General features: G+C 60.5%; 14 protein-coding genes. 10 read left to right on the top strand and 4 right to left on the bottom strand.

Features of this window, described 5'->3' with window-relative positions:
- Window positions 1-5: 5 nt before the first annotated feature.
- The 7 genes from ACIPLA_RS23360 (at window position 6) to ACIPLA_RS23330 (ending at window position 6747) form a co-directional block, all read left to right on the top strand.
- Window positions 6-1673: an AMP-binding protein gene (locus ACIPLA_RS23360; RefSeq protein ID WP_401176337.1), complete on the top strand. Its 1668-nt coding sequence runs from the start codon at window positions 6-8 to the stop codon at window positions 1671-1673.
- A 32-nt stretch (window positions 1674-1705) separates the two neighbouring features.
- Window positions 1706-2149 carry a hotdog fold thioesterase gene (locus ACIPLA_RS23355; protein ID WP_123495925.1) on the top strand — a complete coding sequence of 148 codons (444 nt, stop codon included), beginning with the start codon at window positions 1706-1708 and terminating at the stop codon, window positions 2147-2149.
- A gap of 277 nt (window positions 2150-2426) precedes the next feature.
- Window positions 2427-3233, top strand: coding sequence for an alpha/beta fold hydrolase (locus ACIPLA_RS23350; protein ID WP_401176332.1), 807 nt, complete (start codon window positions 2427-2429; stop codon window positions 3231-3233).
- Window positions 3230-4084 carry an alpha/beta hydrolase gene (locus tag ACIPLA_RS23345; RefSeq protein ID WP_123495929.1) on the top strand — a complete coding sequence of 285 codons (855 nt, stop codon included), beginning with the start codon at window positions 3230-3232 and terminating at the stop codon, window positions 4082-4084. Before ACIPLA_RS23350 ends, ACIPLA_RS23345 begins: the two co-directional genes overlap by 4 nt.
- Before the next feature lie 50 nt (window positions 4085-4134).
- On the top strand, window positions 4135-4794 hold the full coding sequence (locus ACIPLA_RS23340) for a glutathione S-transferase family protein (RefSeq protein ID WP_401176328.1): 660 nt from the start codon (window positions 4135-4137) through the stop codon (window positions 4792-4794).
- A gap of 8 nt (window positions 4795-4802) precedes the next feature.
- Complete coding sequence (locus tag ACIPLA_RS23335) at window positions 4803-5609, top strand: DUF4892 domain-containing protein (RefSeq protein ID WP_192345661.1); 807 nt, start codon at window positions 4803-4805, stop codon at window positions 5607-5609.
- An 82-nt stretch (window positions 5610-5691) separates the two neighbouring features.
- Window positions 5692-6747: an AI-2E family transporter gene (locus ACIPLA_RS23330; protein ID WP_192345662.1), complete on the top strand. Its 1056-nt coding sequence runs from the start codon at window positions 5692-5694 to the stop codon at window positions 6745-6747.
- A 26-nt stretch (window positions 6748-6773) separates the two neighbouring features.
- Here ACIPLA_RS23330 and lapD read toward each other — a convergent pair whose 3' ends face one another.
- The 4 genes from lapD to ACIPLA_RS23310 all read right to left on the bottom strand — a co-directional run bounded on the left by lapD (window position 6774) and on the right by ACIPLA_RS23310 (window position 10690).
- Complete coding sequence (lapD, locus tag ACIPLA_RS23325; protein WP_218394142.1) at window positions 6774-8714, bottom strand: cyclic di-GMP receptor LapD; 1941 nt, start codon at window positions 8712-8714, stop codon at window positions 6774-6776.
- Between the two features lie 22 nt (window positions 8715-8736).
- Window positions 8737-9444, bottom strand: coding sequence for a cysteine protease LapG (gene lapG / locus ACIPLA_RS23320; RefSeq protein WP_401176323.1), 708 nt, complete (start codon window positions 9442-9444; stop codon window positions 8737-8739).
- Window positions 9445-9696: 252 nt separating this feature from the next.
- Window positions 9697-10092 carry a YbaN family protein gene (locus ACIPLA_RS23315; protein ID WP_008074929.1) on the bottom strand — a complete coding sequence of 132 codons (396 nt, stop codon included), beginning with the start codon at window positions 10090-10092 and terminating at the stop codon, window positions 9697-9699.
- A 10-nt stretch (window positions 10093-10102) separates the two neighbouring features.
- Window positions 10103-10690, bottom strand: a complete 588-nt coding sequence (locus tag ACIPLA_RS23310; RefSeq protein ID WP_205887150.1) for a YecA family protein — start codon at window positions 10688-10690, stop codon at window positions 10103-10105.
- A 422-nt stretch (window positions 10691-11112) separates the two neighbouring features.
- On the opposite strand from ACIPLA_RS23310, the gene recQ reads away from it, so the two are divergent.
- The 3 genes from recQ to ACIPLA_RS23295 all read left to right on the top strand — a co-directional run bounded on the left by recQ (window position 11113) and on the right by ACIPLA_RS23295 (window position 15735).
- A complete protein-coding gene (gene recQ / locus ACIPLA_RS23305; protein WP_218394144.1) occupies window positions 11113-13239 on the top strand; it encodes a DNA helicase RecQ in 2127 nt (708 codons plus the stop codon).
- A 121-nt stretch (window positions 13240-13360) separates the two neighbouring features.
- Window positions 13361-13795: a MarR family transcriptional regulator gene (locus tag ACIPLA_RS23300; protein WP_008074924.1), complete on the top strand. Its 435-nt coding sequence runs from the start codon at window positions 13361-13363 to the stop codon at window positions 13793-13795.
- Between the two features lie 128 nt (window positions 13796-13923).
- Entirely contained in the window at window positions 13924-15735 is a 1812-nt protein-coding gene (locus ACIPLA_RS23295) for a FimV/HubP family polar landmark protein (RefSeq protein WP_401176318.1), read from the top strand.
- Window positions 15736-15803 lie beyond the last annotated feature (68 nt).

Below are 15803 nucleotides of genomic sequence, written 5' to 3'. Positions count from 1 at the left end.
GTCGCATGTCTGCTGCTTTCCGTTTGCCGCTGGACGCCTTCTACGAGCGTGAAGCCCGTCATCCCCGCCAACGCTTTCTGGTGCAGCCGACGGGGGGCGGTCAGGTCGAGACGCTGACCTGGGCCGACGTCGGCCATCAGGCGCGTTGTGCCGCCCACTGGCTGCGGGCTCGTGAACTGCCGCAAGGCAGCCACATCGCGCTGATCTCGAAAAACTGCGCCCACTGGATCATCGCCGATCTGGCGATCTGGATGGCCGGGCATGTCTCGGTGCCGCTGTATCCCAATCTGACCGCCGATTCCGTGGCTCAGGTACTCGATCATTCCGAAGCTGCGCTGGCATTCATTGGCAAGCTGGATGACTGGCCGGGCATGTCCGCCGGGGTCAGGTCCGATCTGCCAACCATCAGCCTGCCGCTGTGCCCGGCCGGCACCTTCGATTTCAGCTGGGCCGATCTGCAGCGCAGCTCGCCGATTCAGGACGACCCAAAACCCGCCGCCGATCAGCTGGCGACCATCATTTACACCTCTGGCACCACGGGCCAACCTAAAGGCGTGATGCACAATTTCGGCAACTTGGGCTTTGCCACCACTCGTGGCACTCAGTTGTTCGGCCTGAATGAGTCGGATCGTCTGCTGTCCTACCTGCCGCTGTGCCATGTCGCCGAACGGATGTTTGTCGAGTTGGCGTCGATTTATACCGGGCAAACGGTATTTTTTGCCGAGAGCCTCGATACCTTTCTCACTGATCTAAAACGTGCCCGGCCGACCGCGCTGTTCGGCGTGCCGCGAATCTGGACCAAATTCCAGATGGGGGTCTACAGCAAGATCCCGGCTAAACGCCTCGACTTCCTGCTCGGCTTGCCCTTCATTGGCAAACGGGTAGGGCACAAAGTCCTTGCCGGGCTGGGGCTGGACGCCTTGCGCATCGCCTTGTCCGGCGCGGCGCCAGTGCCGCAGACCTTGCTGCTCTGGTACCGAAAACTGGGGCTGGATGTGCTTGAGGTGTACGGCATGACCGAAAGCTGCGGTTATTCCCACATCGGCCAGCCGGGTCAGAACAAACCCGGCTGGATCGGCAAGCCATGCCCGGAAGTCGAGGTGCGCATCGAGCCGTCTGGTGAAGTACTGGTGCGCAGCGGCGCGACCATGCTCGGCTATTTCAAGGAACCTGAGAAAACCGCCGAAACCATCACCGAGGACGGTTTCCTGCGCACCGGCGACAAGGGCGAGGAAGACGCCGAAGGCAACCTGCGCCTGACCGGGCGCCTGAAGGAAATTTTCAAAACCAGCAAAGGCAAATACGTCGCCCCCGCACCGATTGAAAATCGCCTGGCGGTGCATGCGCGGATCGAACAGGTGTGTGTGGTTGGCGATGGGCTGAGCGCACCGCTGGGGTTGCGCGTGTTGTCGGCGGTCGGTCAGCAGGACGCGAAGGGATCGGCCCGGGCGGGCTTGCATTCAAGCCTGGAAAAACTGCTGGAGGAAGTCAACGGCGTCCTCGACAGGCATGAGCGCTTGCGTCGATTGGTGGTGGTCAAGGACAGTTGGGCGGTGGAAAACGGCTTCCTGACACCGACCCTGAAGATCAAGCGCAACATGATCGAAGCGGCTTACGGTGCGCGCTTCGAAGAATGGAGCGAGCGTAGCGAGGCGGTGCTGTGGCAGGATTGAGCCACGAACAACTCCAGCAAAGGAACGTAACGATGAGTCTGTGGCGCACCATTCCCAACGTCGAGCAGTTGAACGCAATCGGAAAAAATACCATCAGCGAAGTGCTGGATATTCGCTTTGAAGCCTTCGATGACGAGTCCCTGACTGCCAGTATGGTCATCGACCATCGCACGCATCAGCCCTTTGGTTTGCTGCACGGCGGCGCCTCGGTGGTGTTGGCCGAAACCGTCGGCTCGATGGCCAGTTACCTGTGCATCGACGCCAGCAAGTTTTATTGCGTGGGCCTGGAAATCAACGCCAACCATTTGCGCGGCCTGCGCAGTGGGCGAGTGACGGCGGTGGCCAAGGCGATTCACATTGGTCGCACCACTCATGTCTGGGATATCCGTTTGAGCAGTGATGAAGGGAAGGCCAGTTGCGTGTCGCGGCTGACCATGGCGGTGGTGCCGCTGGGTGAAAATCCACCGGCGCGTTGAGTTTCGGCACGCTCGGTGTAGCAGCTGGCGAAGCCTGCGTTCGGCTGCGCAGCAGTCGTCAATCCTGCCACCTTGATGTTCCTGAAACACTGCGGTGAATGGTTTTGCGACTGCTTCGCAGCCGAACGCAGGCTTCGCCAGCTGCTACCAAGGATCGGAGTCATCCTTGCGCCATAGCCATGACCGGCCTGTCATCATTCCTGTCAGTTACGGTCATTGCTGTAGGACACGGTCTTACGGACAATCAACCTCCGTTCTCGCTCATGGATTTGCAGGTATGTCGCAACAGATATTTTTCGCCCACGCCAATGGCTTTCCTTCGGGGACCTACGGCAAGTTGTTCGCGGCGCTGGCGCCCGAGTATCAGGTGACGCATCTGGAGCAGCACGCCCATGACCCGCGTTTTCCCGCGGACGACAACTGGAACAATCTGGTGGACGAACTGATCCATCACCTCAAGCAGCAACCGGAACCGGTCTGGGGCGTCGGCCATTCCTTTGGCGGCGTGCTGCACTTGCATGCCGCATTGCGTTGCCCTGAGCTGTATCGCGGCGTGGTGATGCTCGATTCGCCGGTGCTGACCCGCGCCGATCAATGGGTGATCCGTGCCGCCAAGCGCTTCGGTTTCATCGATCGCCTCACCCCGGCCGGCCGCACATTGGGACGACGGGAAGAGTTCGCCGATCTGGACGCGGCCCGCCTGTATTTCGCCGGTAAAACCCTGTTTCGTGGCTTTGATCCGGAATGCTTCGACGCCTATCTTCAACATGGTTTGCACACTGTCGGCGGCAAGCTGCGCCTGCGTTTTGACCCGGCCACGGAAATCAGCATCTACCGCGGTGTGCCCCACACCAGCCCCGGCCGTGCACGGCAGTTGAAGGTGCCACTGGCGGTGGTTCGCGGGCACAAGAGCCGCGTGGTGATGCGTCATCACGCCCGTTCCGTCGGGCGCATGCCCCTGGGTGAGTCCTTGACCATGCCCGGTGGCCATATGTTTCCCCTCGAACGTCCACAAGACACGGCCACGCTGCTGAAGAATCTGTTCAGTCGCTGGGAAGGTCGTAGCCAACAGGATTGCGCATGAACAGCGTCGTCGAAGAAGTTCGCCTGAGCCTGCCGCATATCGAGTTGGCGGCGCACTTGTTCGGTCCCGAGGACGGCTTGCCGGTGATCGCCTTGCACGGCTGGCTGGACAACGCCAACAGCTTTGCCCGGCTGGCGCCCAAGCTCAAAGGCTTGCGCATCATCGCGCTGGACATGGCCGGGCATGGTCACTCGGGGCATCGACCGAACGGCGCCGGTTACGCGCTGTGGGACTACGCCCACGATGTGCTGCAGGTGGCCGAGCAGCTGGGATGGAAACGTTTTGCGCTGCTGGGGCATTCCCTGGGGGCGATCGTCTCGCTGGTGCTGGCCGGGTCGTTGCCGGAGCGGGTCACGCATCTGGCCTTGATCGACGGCGTCATTCCTCCTACAGACAAAGGCGAAAACGCCGCCGAGCGCATGGGCATGGCCCTGCAAGCGCAGCTGGATCTGCGGGAAAAACGCAAACCGGTCTACAACACCCTCGACCGCGCCATCGAAGCACGAATGAAAGGCTTGGTGGCGGTCAGTCGCGAAGCCGCCGAACTGCTGGCCCAGCGCGGCTTGATGCCGGTGCCGGGCGGTTATACCTGGCGCACCGACAACCGCCTGACCCTGCCATCGCCGCTACGTCTGACCACGGAACAGGCGATGGCCTTCGTCCAGCGCGTCGGTTGTCCCGCACACCTGGTGGTTGCAGCTGACGGAATGCTCGCCAAACATCCAGAGTTGCTGGAGCGTCTACCCTTTAGCCGGGAACAGTTGCCTGGCGGCCATCATTTGCACCTGAATGACGAATCCGGTGCAGACCTTGTCGCAGACTGTTTCAATCGGTTCTTCGCCATTCCTTGACTTGCGTCGGGCAACTGTCGAGGCTGGGCGGGTTGAAATGGGAGACAACCATGATAGATCTGTACACCGCTGCGACCCCGAATGGCCACAAGGTCTCTATCGTGCTCGAGGAACTCGGCCTGCCCTACACGGTGCATGCCTTGAGTTTCGACAAAAAGGAACAGAAGTCCCCGGACTTTCTCAAGATCAATCCCAATGGGCGGATTCCGGCGATTGTCGACCGCGCCAATGGCGATTTCGCCGTGTTCGAGTCCGGTGCGATCCTGATTTACCTCGCCGAGATGACCGGCAAACTGCTGCCCCAGGACCCGAAAGGGCGCTCGGTGGTACTGCAGTGGCTGATGTTCCAGATGGGCGGAATCGGCCCGATGCAGGGCCAGGCCAATGTGTTTTTCCGTTATTTTCCGGAAAAGCTCCAGGGCGCCATCGACCGCTATCAACATGAAACCCGGCGCTTGTATGAGGTGCTGGACACGCGTCTGCAAGCCGTAGAGTTCCTGGCGGGCGAATACAGCATTGCCGACATCGCGACTTTTCCGTGGGTACGTGGCCATGAATGGTCCGGTGTCGCGGTGGATGGCTTGTCAGCCTTGCAGCGCTGGATGGCGACCATGGGCGCACGCCCTGCGGTACAACGCGGTCTACTGGTGCCCGAGCGCATCGATGACGACAGTGTCATCAAGGGCGCCCAGGCCATGCTGATTCGATGAGTCTATCCATGCGTTCTCTCAGTCTTCTGGCGCTGTGTTGTTTCAGTCCTCTGCTATTTGCCGCTGATATCCCTGGCAGTCAGGACTTGCCGATCGTGCCGCGTATGGCCGATGCGCAGATCGTCGACTATCGCCCGGCTGTCGAGCTTGAGCGGATCTACCCGCTGGGTTCGATCCGCAAGATCAGTGGCCAGCTGCGCTTTGACGGCCAAGTCACCGCCCGGGGTCAAACCACCTCGGTGACTTACGAGTTGCCACCGGAGCATTCCTCGACCGATGCCTTCACCACCGCTCGCGAAGCCTTGCAGAAACAGGGCGCCGAGTTGCTGTTCTGGTGCCAGGCCCGGGATTGTGGCGAAAGCAGTCTGTGGGCCAATGAAGTCTTCGGCAACGCCAAGCTGTATGGCGCCGATAATCAGCAGGCTTATCTACTGCTGCGTCTGGCAGCCCCTCAAGACAACACATTGGTGGCGCTTTACAGCATCACTCGCGGCAATCGCAAAGCCTATCTGCACGTCGAGCAGTTCGACGCTGCTGCACCATTGGGCGATTTGGTGCCCACTTCCGCGACCTTGCTGCGACAGCTAAAAAGCACTGGAAAACTCGATTTCCCCAAACTCGGCGGCGACCCGGACGAAACCTGGCTGCGTCTGATTTCCCGAGGCCTGAACCTGGACACCACACTGCGCGTTAATGTTTCGGGGCCCAATGCCGAAACCTGGCGTCAGGCGCTGATCGGCCAGGGCGTACGGGCGGCACGGATGGAAACCGGCAACGTCGAAGGCTCTGGTCTGCACTTCGAGCTGTTGCGATAAGCTTCATTGGGCGAGCGCGTTCTGCGCGTTCGCCTACTCTTTGCTGACTGACTTTTTCGTCTGACTTTTTTCAGGATCATACATGCCCAATAACGATCGGCTGTTGGTGCAAATTCTGCTTCTGGTGCTGTTTGGCGCGAGCTTTTGGGTGATGGCGCCGTTCTGGTCGGCGCTGTTCTGGGGCGCGGTGCTGGCGTTTGCCAGTTGGCCGCTGATGCGTTTGTTGACCCGTTGGCTCAATGGCCGTGAATCCCTGGCGGCGCTGCTACTGACACTCGGCTGGATGGTGCTGGTGGCGGTGCCGCTGGTGTGGCTGGGATTCAATCTGGCGGATCATGTGCGCGATGCCACGGCGCTCATCAAGGATATACAGGTCGATGGCCTGCCTGAGGCGCCGACCTGGCTGGGCGGTATTCCCTTGGTCGGCGAGCGGTTGGTGGGTATCTGGAACAGCATCGATCAGCAAGGCGCGGCGATGATGCTGGCGATCAAGCCTTATCTGGGGCAGGTCGGTAACTGGTTACTGGCGCGCAGTGCGCAGATTGGCGGCGGGATTCTCGAGCTGACGCTGAGTATTGTGTTCGTGTTCTTTTTCTACCGCGACGGGCCACGGTTGGCGGTGTTTGTTCATGGGCTGCTGGAGCGGCTGATCGGTGACCGTGCCAGCTATTACATCGAACTGGTGGCGGGTACCGTGCAGCGGGTGGTCAATGGGGTGATCGGCACCGCGGCGGCTCAGGCTGTTCTGGCGTTGATCGGCTTCCTGATTGCCGGTGTTCCCGGGGCGTTGGTGCTGGGGATCGTGACCTTCCTGCTCAGCCTGATTCCGATGGGGCCGCCGTTGGTGTGGATTCCAGCCACGGCGTGGTTGGCCTGGAAAGGGGAGTACGGGATGGCGGTGTTCCTTGGCTGTTGGGGGACGTTCATTATCAGCGGGGTCGACAACGTACTTAAGCCGTACCTGATCAGCCGGGGCGGGAATTTGCCATTGGTGATTGTGCTGCTCGGGGTGTTTGGCGGGTTGATCGCGTTTGGATTTATCGGCTTGTTCATCGGCCCGACATTGCTGGCCGTGGCTTACAGTCTGCTGACCGATTGGAGCAAGAGTCAGGTTCGGGTTGAGGATCGCCGGCCCTGACCTGTGCGAGCCTGCTCGCGGCTGCCTCACATAGGCTCCGGCGGTCCAATCAATCTTCCCATCACCCCAAACAAACCCAGCTCCCGAATGACCTCCAATTCGCCCTGCGTTTCCACCATCTCGGCAATCAACGGCAAATCAATGCTGTTGGTCGCCCGGAAAATCGCCTCGATGAACAGGCGCTTGTCAGTCTGTTCATCGATACCCCGTATGTAGGCTCCGTCGATTTTCAGGTAAGCCAGCCCCAGTTGCGTCAGGTTGCCGATCTGGCTGAAGCTGCCGCCGAAATGCTGCAACCCGATGCGGTAACCGGTGTTGAGCAGGCTGTGGCTCAGGCGTTGCAGTTCTTCGGGGGGCGGCAGTTGGCGTTCGTCGATTTCCAGGATCAGCAGCGGCGCGAGTTCTGGCAGTGATTCGAGCAGGTCGAGGATATGTTGCAGCTGCGCCTGATCGCGCAGGGTACTGCCGGACAGACTCAGCGCAAGGGGCCAACGGTTGGCGGCCAGGTATTCGAGGGTTGTTTCGAGCATCGCCAGATCGAATCGCGCCGACCAGCCAAGGCGTTCGATCCACGGCAGGAAATGCCCGGCGGCAATCGCCTCGCCCTGCGGATCGAGCAGGCGAGCGAGGACTTTGTGGTGCAGCACCTGGCTGGTGTCGGCGCACTGCACCACCGGTTGGAAATACAACTGCATCTTGCCCTCGGTCAGTGCCTCGTCGATCCAGCTGCGCCAGTCGTGTTGGGAATGGTTCGGCGCGGTATCGGCGTGGGCCTGGTATACCCAGGGGCGCTCGGGATGTTGCCGGGCCTGAGTCAGCGCCTGATCGAGGCGTAGCAGCACCTCACTCGTTGGTTCGCCGGGGTGAAAGGCGACCACCCCCAGGTGCGCCACCGGCATACAGTCGCTGGCGCCGGTAAGACGCAGGTTTTCCAGGGTGGCGCTGATTTCGCTGGCCACGCGTGCAGCATCCTTGCTGTCCAGGCCAGGGGTCAACAAGCTGAATTCGCCGCCGCGATTGCGTGCCGCGAGCCAGGTTCGACGCTCCGGCGGTTGCGTCAGGCGCTTGAGCAATTCGCCGACGGCACCGATCAGGGCATCGGTGCGCTGGCCTCCCAAGCGTTGGTTGAGGCCGATCAGGTCATTGATCCGCAGCATCAGCAAATGACCGTCGCGGCTTTGCTCGGAAACCAGTAATTGGTCGGCCAATTGTTCATCCAGCAAGCGCCGGTTCGCCAGGCCTGTCAGGGCGTCCTGATAAGATTCGGCTCGCAGATTTTCACTTCGCGCGGCCTCCTCGGCGAACAGCGCCTTGAGCTTTTCGACCATCTGATTCATGGCCAGCATTACCCGCTTGAGTTCCGGCGTGCGCGGCAGTTTCGGCAAACTGCGGAATTCGCGTTTGCTGATGGCTTCTGCCTGTTTGACCATGTTGTCGAGCGGGCGCAGTTGCCGGCGCAACAACCAGCCACCGAACACGGCGCTGAGCAGTCCGCAAATCAGTAGCCAGATCAGGCTGCCGAGGGTGCTGTCCCAGAGTTTGGCCAAGGCGAATTGCGGATTGCTCAACACTTCGACTCGCGCCGCCTGCTGCCAGCCACGGGTGATCAGTGCGTCACCACCTTGCGGGCGCAGATTGACCACGCTCACAAACCACTGCGGAACGCCTTCTATTTGTGCGGGGGCGCTGCGTTCCACCAGCACCTGTTCATTTTCGATGTCGATGACCCGGATGCTGCTGAAATAACCACTGTCGAAAATCGAGCTGACCATCAATTCGATCATCGCCGGGTCGTCGATCTGTGCCGTCAATGACAGGCCCAGCGCCGTGGCGGCGTCCTGGGCATGGGAGCGTAACTGGCTAAGCACCTGCTCACGGGAGCTCTCCAGGCTGACAAAAAAACTGCCGCTGAAAGCCACCAGCAAGAACAGGCAAATGGCCAGGAACAACTGTTTGCGCAGTGACATAAAACGCTCCTTGCTGTAGCGGCTAGCCTTCGCCCACGGCGAACCCTTCGATTTGCATCTTTTGCAGCACGTCTTGCCAGCGCGACAGTTTTTTCGAGTCGCTGCTACGTTTGCCGCCATGGGCTCCCGGCAAGTACAGGCCTTCGGCGTTGAAGGCATACACCGGCAGCAGGTCGTTGCGTTGAGACGCGGGGCGGATCTCGCCGATCAGGTTATCCAGCACCAGCGGATCGGCTGTGGGGCTGCTGTAGAAGGTCAACACCATGTGCGCCTGATTCTGGATCAGGGCCTTGACGTAGGTGATGCGCAGTTTCTCGCTGGGAATTCCGAGGTGACGCAGGCTGAAATATTTCGCCAGGGCGTAGTCTTCACAGTCACCAGCGGCTTTGATCAAGGATTCCACCGGCGTGGCCCAGTAATCAGTCTGATGCCAAATGCGCATGTCATCCTGAAAATTCAGTTGTTGATTGAAGAAGCGATTAACCGCGTTCAGTTGTTCGCGCTCAGGCTGGTTCAGTTCGCTTTGCAGCAACTGACTCCAGGCCTCGATCCGCCCCCGAGCCGGGCCAAGGGGGCCGTAGCGTTTTTCAGCCGTTTGCAGAATCTGCGCAAAATCCCGGTCGGCCCGGACACTGCCCAACCCGACCAGCAGAAAACTCATCAGCAGCAGCCATCCGCCGAACCGAAGTCGGAGCGTTGACCATCCTGGGCTACGCGGACTGCGGGACATGTCTGGCTGCTCGAGTGCAGATGTCTGAAGTCTAGGCGTTGATTTGGGCGGGGTAGGGCAGGTCGTCGGACGAAAGGACGTCAGCAGTTTGCTTACTGTGGCGAGGGAGCTTGCTCTCGCTCGGCTGCGCAGCAGTCGTAAAACTAGCTCATGCGATGTGTCAGGAAAAATTGGGTCGCAGGGTTTGGGGTCGCTTCGCAACCCAGCGGGAGCAAGCCCCCTCGCCACAGAAGCCCCCGTGCCCAGATGAGATCAGGGTTTATGCAGGGTTTTCTGCTTGAGGATATAAACCGTCACCAGCACTGCACTGGTCAGCATGAACCCGCGCGCCCAAGGCAGGGGCACCAGGTAGCAGGAAAGCAGGATGCTCGCCCACATCAAACCGATGGCGTAGACCTTGCCCTTGAGGGGAATGCCATTGCCGCTCAGGTAGTCGCGAACCCACGGCCCAAGCCGTGGATGCTCAACCAGCCACTGATAGAAACGCGGCGAGCTGCGGGCGAAACAGGCGGCCGCCAGCAACAGGAACGGTGTGGTGGGCAGCACCGGCAGGAAAATCCCGATCACCCCCAACGCTACGCTCAGCCAGCCGATGGCCAGCAGCACGTAGCGCAACATCAGGGGGCGGTTGCCTATGGGGTTGTCCATAGGCAAAACCTTAGTGGTGACGTGGCTTGAGAATCGCCGGTTTTTCGTCTGGCGCGTTGCACAGCAGGTACAGCGCGGTCAGGGCTTCCGGGATCTGCACGATCATGTCGTCCATCAGGTTGGCGTCGGCCGCGATGTCGGAGAATTCAGGCTGTTCGTCGAACAGCCCCGAACCGACCATGATCGGCAGCAGCATTTCGCTGACTTCGTCTTCGGCGGTTTCGAACCAGGCCGCTTCGCGCAGGAACACGCCTTCCATGAAACCGATGCACCAGCCGCGCAGGTCGGAATCGTCCGGGTCGTCGCCCAGATCGAGCTCGCATGGCAGCTCGAACTCTTCGTCGGACGCCAGTTGGCGGGCGATGTGCGCCTTGAGCAGCAGCAGGGTGGATTCGATCGCCTCACGCTCGGTGTCGTCGGCGTAGTGCGGCTCTTCGGCGAAGAGCGCGTCGATCCATTCACGGTCGGGAACGCTCTCGGAACAGATCGACAGCGCGGTGAGGTAGCCGTGGGCGGCCACGTAGTCCAGCGCCTCGTCATGCAGCTCGTCGGCGTCGAGGAAGACTTGCAGGCGGGTTAGTTGCTCAGCGAAGGACATTAAAGGGCTACCTTGGGGAATATACGATGCGGGAATTCTAGGCCTTCTTGAGCGCTTGGGCCAGCCGCGCGGCATATTTGAACCCTTGTGATGGAATCTGTGGTTGGGGGCAATAGAAAACCCTGTGGGAGCGGGCTTGCTCGCGAAAGCGGTGTGTCAGGCGGCATTAATGTCGACTGACACACTGCTTTCGCGAGCAAGCCCGCTCCCACAAGGTCTGTATTGCATTGGCTTTCATGTGTCTTATCAGCGGCGCCCTTTGCAGGGGAGGGCTCGGGTATACTCGCGCGTTTTGTGATGCCCTGCTGGCGTCACGGCTGAGATATGCAGCGTCATGCAATGCGCACTTACGATTTGTCGGTGCAGCTTTCATGATTCTGAACCAGCCTTGCAGGGATGTTTCGGTGATTTTTGGAGTTTTTATGCTCGAACAGGCTCAACGCGTCCTCAAGGACATCTTCGGCTACGACAGTTTCCGTGGCCGTCAGGGTGCAATCATTGAGCGCGTGGCCAGTGGCGGCGATGCCCTGGTGCTGATGCCTACCGGGGGCGGCAAGTCCTTGTGCTTCCAGGTGCCGGCGCTGCTGCGCGAAGGCCTGGCGGTGGTGGTATCGCCGCTGATCGCGCTGATGGACGATCAGGTCGCGACCCTCGAAGAGCTGGGTGTCGCCGCGGCGGCATTGAACTCCACGCTGAGCGCTGAGCAGCAGCGTGATCTGGCGGCGCGGATCAAGCGCGGTGAGGTGAAAATGCTCTACCTGGCGCCCGAGCGTCTGGTTCAGCCACGTATGCTGGCCTTCCTGCAAAGCCTTGAAATCGCGCTGTTCGCCATCGACGAAGCGCACTGCGTGTCCCAATGGGGTCACGATTTCCGTCGGGAATACCTGCAACTGGGCCAATTGGCGGAATTGTTCCCCAGCGTCCCGCGCATCGCCCTGACCGCGACGGCCGACAAGCGCACCCGGGAAGAAATCGTCGATCGCCTGCATTTGCAGGATGCCGAGCGTTTCCTCTCGAGTTTCGACCGCCCCAATATTTTCTATCGCATCGTGCCCAAGGAACAGCCGCGCAAGCAGTTGCTGGCGTTCCTCGCCGAGCGGCGCAGCGACGCCGGCATTGTTTACTGCCTGTCGCGCAAGAAGGTTGATGAAGTAGCGGTGTTCCTCAGCGAGCAAGGTTTCCCGGCACTGCCATACCATGCCGGACTGCCCAACGACACGCGGGCCCATCACCAGAAGCGCTTCCTCAACGAGGAAGGGCTGATCATGGTCGCCACCGTGGCGTTCGGCATGGGCATCGACAAGCCTAACGTACGTTTTGTCGCGCACCTCGATTTGCCAAAGTCCCTTGAGGCCTATTACCAGGAGACCGGTCGCGGCGGTCGTGACGGCCTGCCGGCGGATGCCTGGATGGCGTACGGCCTGCAAGACGTGGTGATGCTCAAGCAGATGCTGCAGAACTCCGAAGGCGACGAGCGCCACAAGCGTCTGGAGCAGCACAAGCTCGACGCCATGCTCTCGCTCTGCGAAGAAACCCGCTGCCGCCGCCAGACCCTGCTCGCGTACTTCGACGAAGACATGCCCGAGCCCTGCGGCCACTGCGACAACTGCGTCGACGGCGTGCAGACCTGGGACGCCACCGAGCCGGCCCGTCAGGCGCTGTCGGCGATCTACCGCACCGGCCAGCGTTATGGCGTCGGTCATCTGGTTGACGTGTTGCTGGGCAAGGACAACGAAAAGGTCCGCAGCTTCGGTCATCAGCATTTGTCGGTATACGGCGTAGGCAAAGCGATGGGGGAGAGCGAATGGCGCTCCTTGTTCCGACAACTTGTTGCCCGTGGTCTGGCGGACATCGACCTCGAAGGCTACGGCGGCCTGCGCCTGAGCGATACCTGCCGGCCATTGCTCAAGGGCGAAGTGACCCTGGAACTGCGCCGCGACCTCAAGCCGCAAACCACCGCCAAAAGCAGCAAGAGCCAGGCCAGCCAACTGGTTCGCGGTGAAGAACGCGAACAGTGGGAAGCCTTGCGTGCCCTGCGTCGCAAACTGGCGGAAGAGCATGGCGTGCCGCCGTACGTCATCTTCCCCGACTCGACGCTGCTGGAAATGCTCCGCAGCCAGCCAACTTCGCTGGCGCAAATGGCCACGGTCAGCGGTGTCGGCGCGCGCAAACTGGAACGTTACGGCGAGGCCTTCCTCGAAGTGCTCGGCGGCCAGGTCGAGGCGCCGAAAGTGGTGGCCGATGTGCGTCACGAGTTGATCACGCTGGCCCGGGCCGGCATGACTCCGCTGCAGATCGCCGGTCAGCTGCAATGCTCGGAAAAGAACGTTTACACAATGCTTGCCGAGGCCATCGGCAAGCAGCAGCTATCACTGGAACAGGCGCTGGACCTGCCTGAAGAGTTGATGGGCGAAGTTCAGGACGCTTTCCTCGACGGCGAGGGCGAGTTGCCATCGGTATCAGAGATTGCCGCGCTGTTTGCGGGAAGAGTTCCGGAAGGCGTTTTGTATTGCGTTCGTGCCGCCCTGCAGTCGGAATTCGAAGTCTGAATGACCTGCGGCATAGATGTAACGATTCAGTACAGGAGCAAGCCTTGCCTATAGCCAAAGGTCATGCTTAGCTGACTAATAATTAGCTTTTCTCTATTTTCAGTCTGACCATGAGTGTTTTATGCCGTTAACCGATCAACACCGCTTTGGCATGCAACTGGCCCAGATGTCTCGGGGCTGGCGTGCCGAACTGGACCGCCGATTGGCTGGCCTGGGTCTGTCCCAGGCGCGCTGGCTGGTGCTGCTGCATTTGGCACGTTTCGAGACTGCCCCCACCCAACGCGAACTGGCGCAAAGCGTCGGCGTCGAAGGGCCCACTCTGGCCCGACTGCTCGACAGCCTGGAAAGTCAGGGCCTGGTGCAACGCCAATCCGTGCTGGAAGACCGTCGGGCAAAAAAAATCGTCCTCTGTGCCCCGGCCCGGCCCTTGATTGAACAAATTGAAACCATTGCCACTCAATTGCGCCACGAACTGTTCGAAGGCGTTGATGAGGCGGATTTGAAAGTCTGCATGCGCGTCCACGGGCACATCCTGGGTAACCTGGAAAAATCTTGAGGCATAACCACGCGCCGGACTTTTGAGATACTCCGTTGGGCAGACTATAAAGAACTACTAGGTAATATCGTGTTCGTACCGGATGTGCGAATACGTACAGGTTGGTTCAGGTTATCTAAGGGATGCTCATGCTCGAGAGTTGGCACGTTGTATTGCGGTGTTGCACCAGGCTGCTGCTGGTCGGTGGTGCTGTCACTTACTCGACATTGGCCCCTGCGCTCGGGTTGGGTGAGATCACCCAGCATTCGGCGTTGAATCAGCCGTTCAATGCCGACATTGCTTTGGTGGACGCTGGCGGCCTGGCGGAGGGCGAGCTATCGGTCAGCCTGGCGACGGCGGACGAGTTCAGCCGTGCCGGTGTTGAGCGGGTGTTCTTCCTCAACGACCTGAAGTTCACACCGATCCTGCGGGGCAACCGCAGCCTGATCCGGGTAACCTCCAGCAAACCGGTCAAGGAACCTTTCCTGAACTTTCTGGTGCAGCTCAATCAGCCCAACGGGCGTTTGCTGCGTGAGTACACAGTGCTGATCGATCCTCCGGGGTCACCGGGCATTGTTCCCGTCAACGACGACCCCGCGCCGCGCCCTCAGTCTTCCGCGTTCCCGTCCGTCGAACCGGCTGTTGCACCGCCACCTGCTGCGAAGGCGGCGACGCCCAAGCCTGATATCGATAAACCAGCTGCCGTGCCCGGGAATGATGCTATTGCCGAACAGCTGGCCGCCAGCGTGCTGCAGAACCAACAGTTGCAAAAGACCATCGATGAACTCAATGCCAAGCTTCAGGCTCAGGACGAGCAGATCGCCGGGCAGAGAAAGCAGGTGATCGAGCTGCAAACCCAATTGGCGGAAGTCAAACAGGCACCGGTAGAGCCGGTCGTGCCCCAGGTGACGGCACCTGCGCCCGTTGTAGGGGAGGAATCTGAACCGACTCCGTGGCTGCTGATCATCGGGTTGCTGGCACTGGTGGCGTTGCTATCGCTCGCCGTCTACATTCGCCGCCAACGACAGCAGGCTCAGGCTCAGGTCCAGGCCGAGCCGTTACCTGTGCAGCCGTTGCGTCATGAACCGGTGCCCCTCCGCACGGAAGAACCGATCAGGCCGACGTCCCGGCCGCAACCGCTAGCCGGATCGGCCGAAGAGACTCCCGTAGGCGACGTGCTGGAAGGGGTGGGTATCTATCTGGCGTATGGCCGTTTGTCCGAGGCGGCCGGTTTGTTGCGAGACGCGTTGGCCAGGGAACCCCAGCGCACCGATCTGGCCGTGCAGCTGTTGGAGGTCCTTGGTAAACAGGGCGACGTGCAAGCTTATGATGCACAGGAAAGCAGCCTGCGAGACGCCGGGTTCGATGCACAGCAACTTCAGGACATCCGCGCCCGCCATCCGAAACTGATCAGCGCCGCACCGGTGATCGCCGCCGTGGCAGTGGTTCCTCCCACCCCTGCAATCCCTGAAGCGGCACCGAGCGATGAATTCCAGTTGAACCTCGATGACCTGTCGATGGATTCGAACTGGGACCTGATCAGCCCCTTCGAAAACTCATCATCCAGCGCCAAACCGTCGAATGAGCCAGCGCAGGCAGACGAGCCCGGGTTCACCTCGAACCTGCACGTGTTGCCCGATGTTTTCGAAATGCCCGAGGAGCCGACGCTGGACGAGCCCGAGCTTGAATGGATCGCCGAACCAGACGCTCAATCTCTGGACGAGACCTTTCTCAACGAGTTCAGCGACCCCGGCCAGTCGCTGGAGCTTGAGCCGCTGAGTGCTGAGTTGATGGATCTTGAACCGGCCGGGCCGAGCAACGCGGGTAAACTCGAACAGGCCCAGACCTGCATCGACGACGGCGATCTGGACAGCGCCATCGAGCTGCTTAACGAGTTACTCAAGGAAGGTGACGAACCGCTCAAGGAAACGGCCCGGACGCTGTTGGCCGGTATCCGATAACACCCTTACCCAGGTAGGAGCGAGGCTTGCCCGCGAAGAACGATAATGCGGTTGTTCTGATAAACCGC

The sequence above is a fragment of the Pseudomonas sp. NPDC086112 genome (assembly GCF_044746425.1).
Classification (GTDB): Bacteria; Pseudomonadota; Gammaproteobacteria; order Pseudomonadales; family Pseudomonadaceae; genus Aquipseudomonas.
Note: the sequence above shows the minus strand (reverse complement) of the source record. Positions and strands in the feature narration are given on the sequence as shown.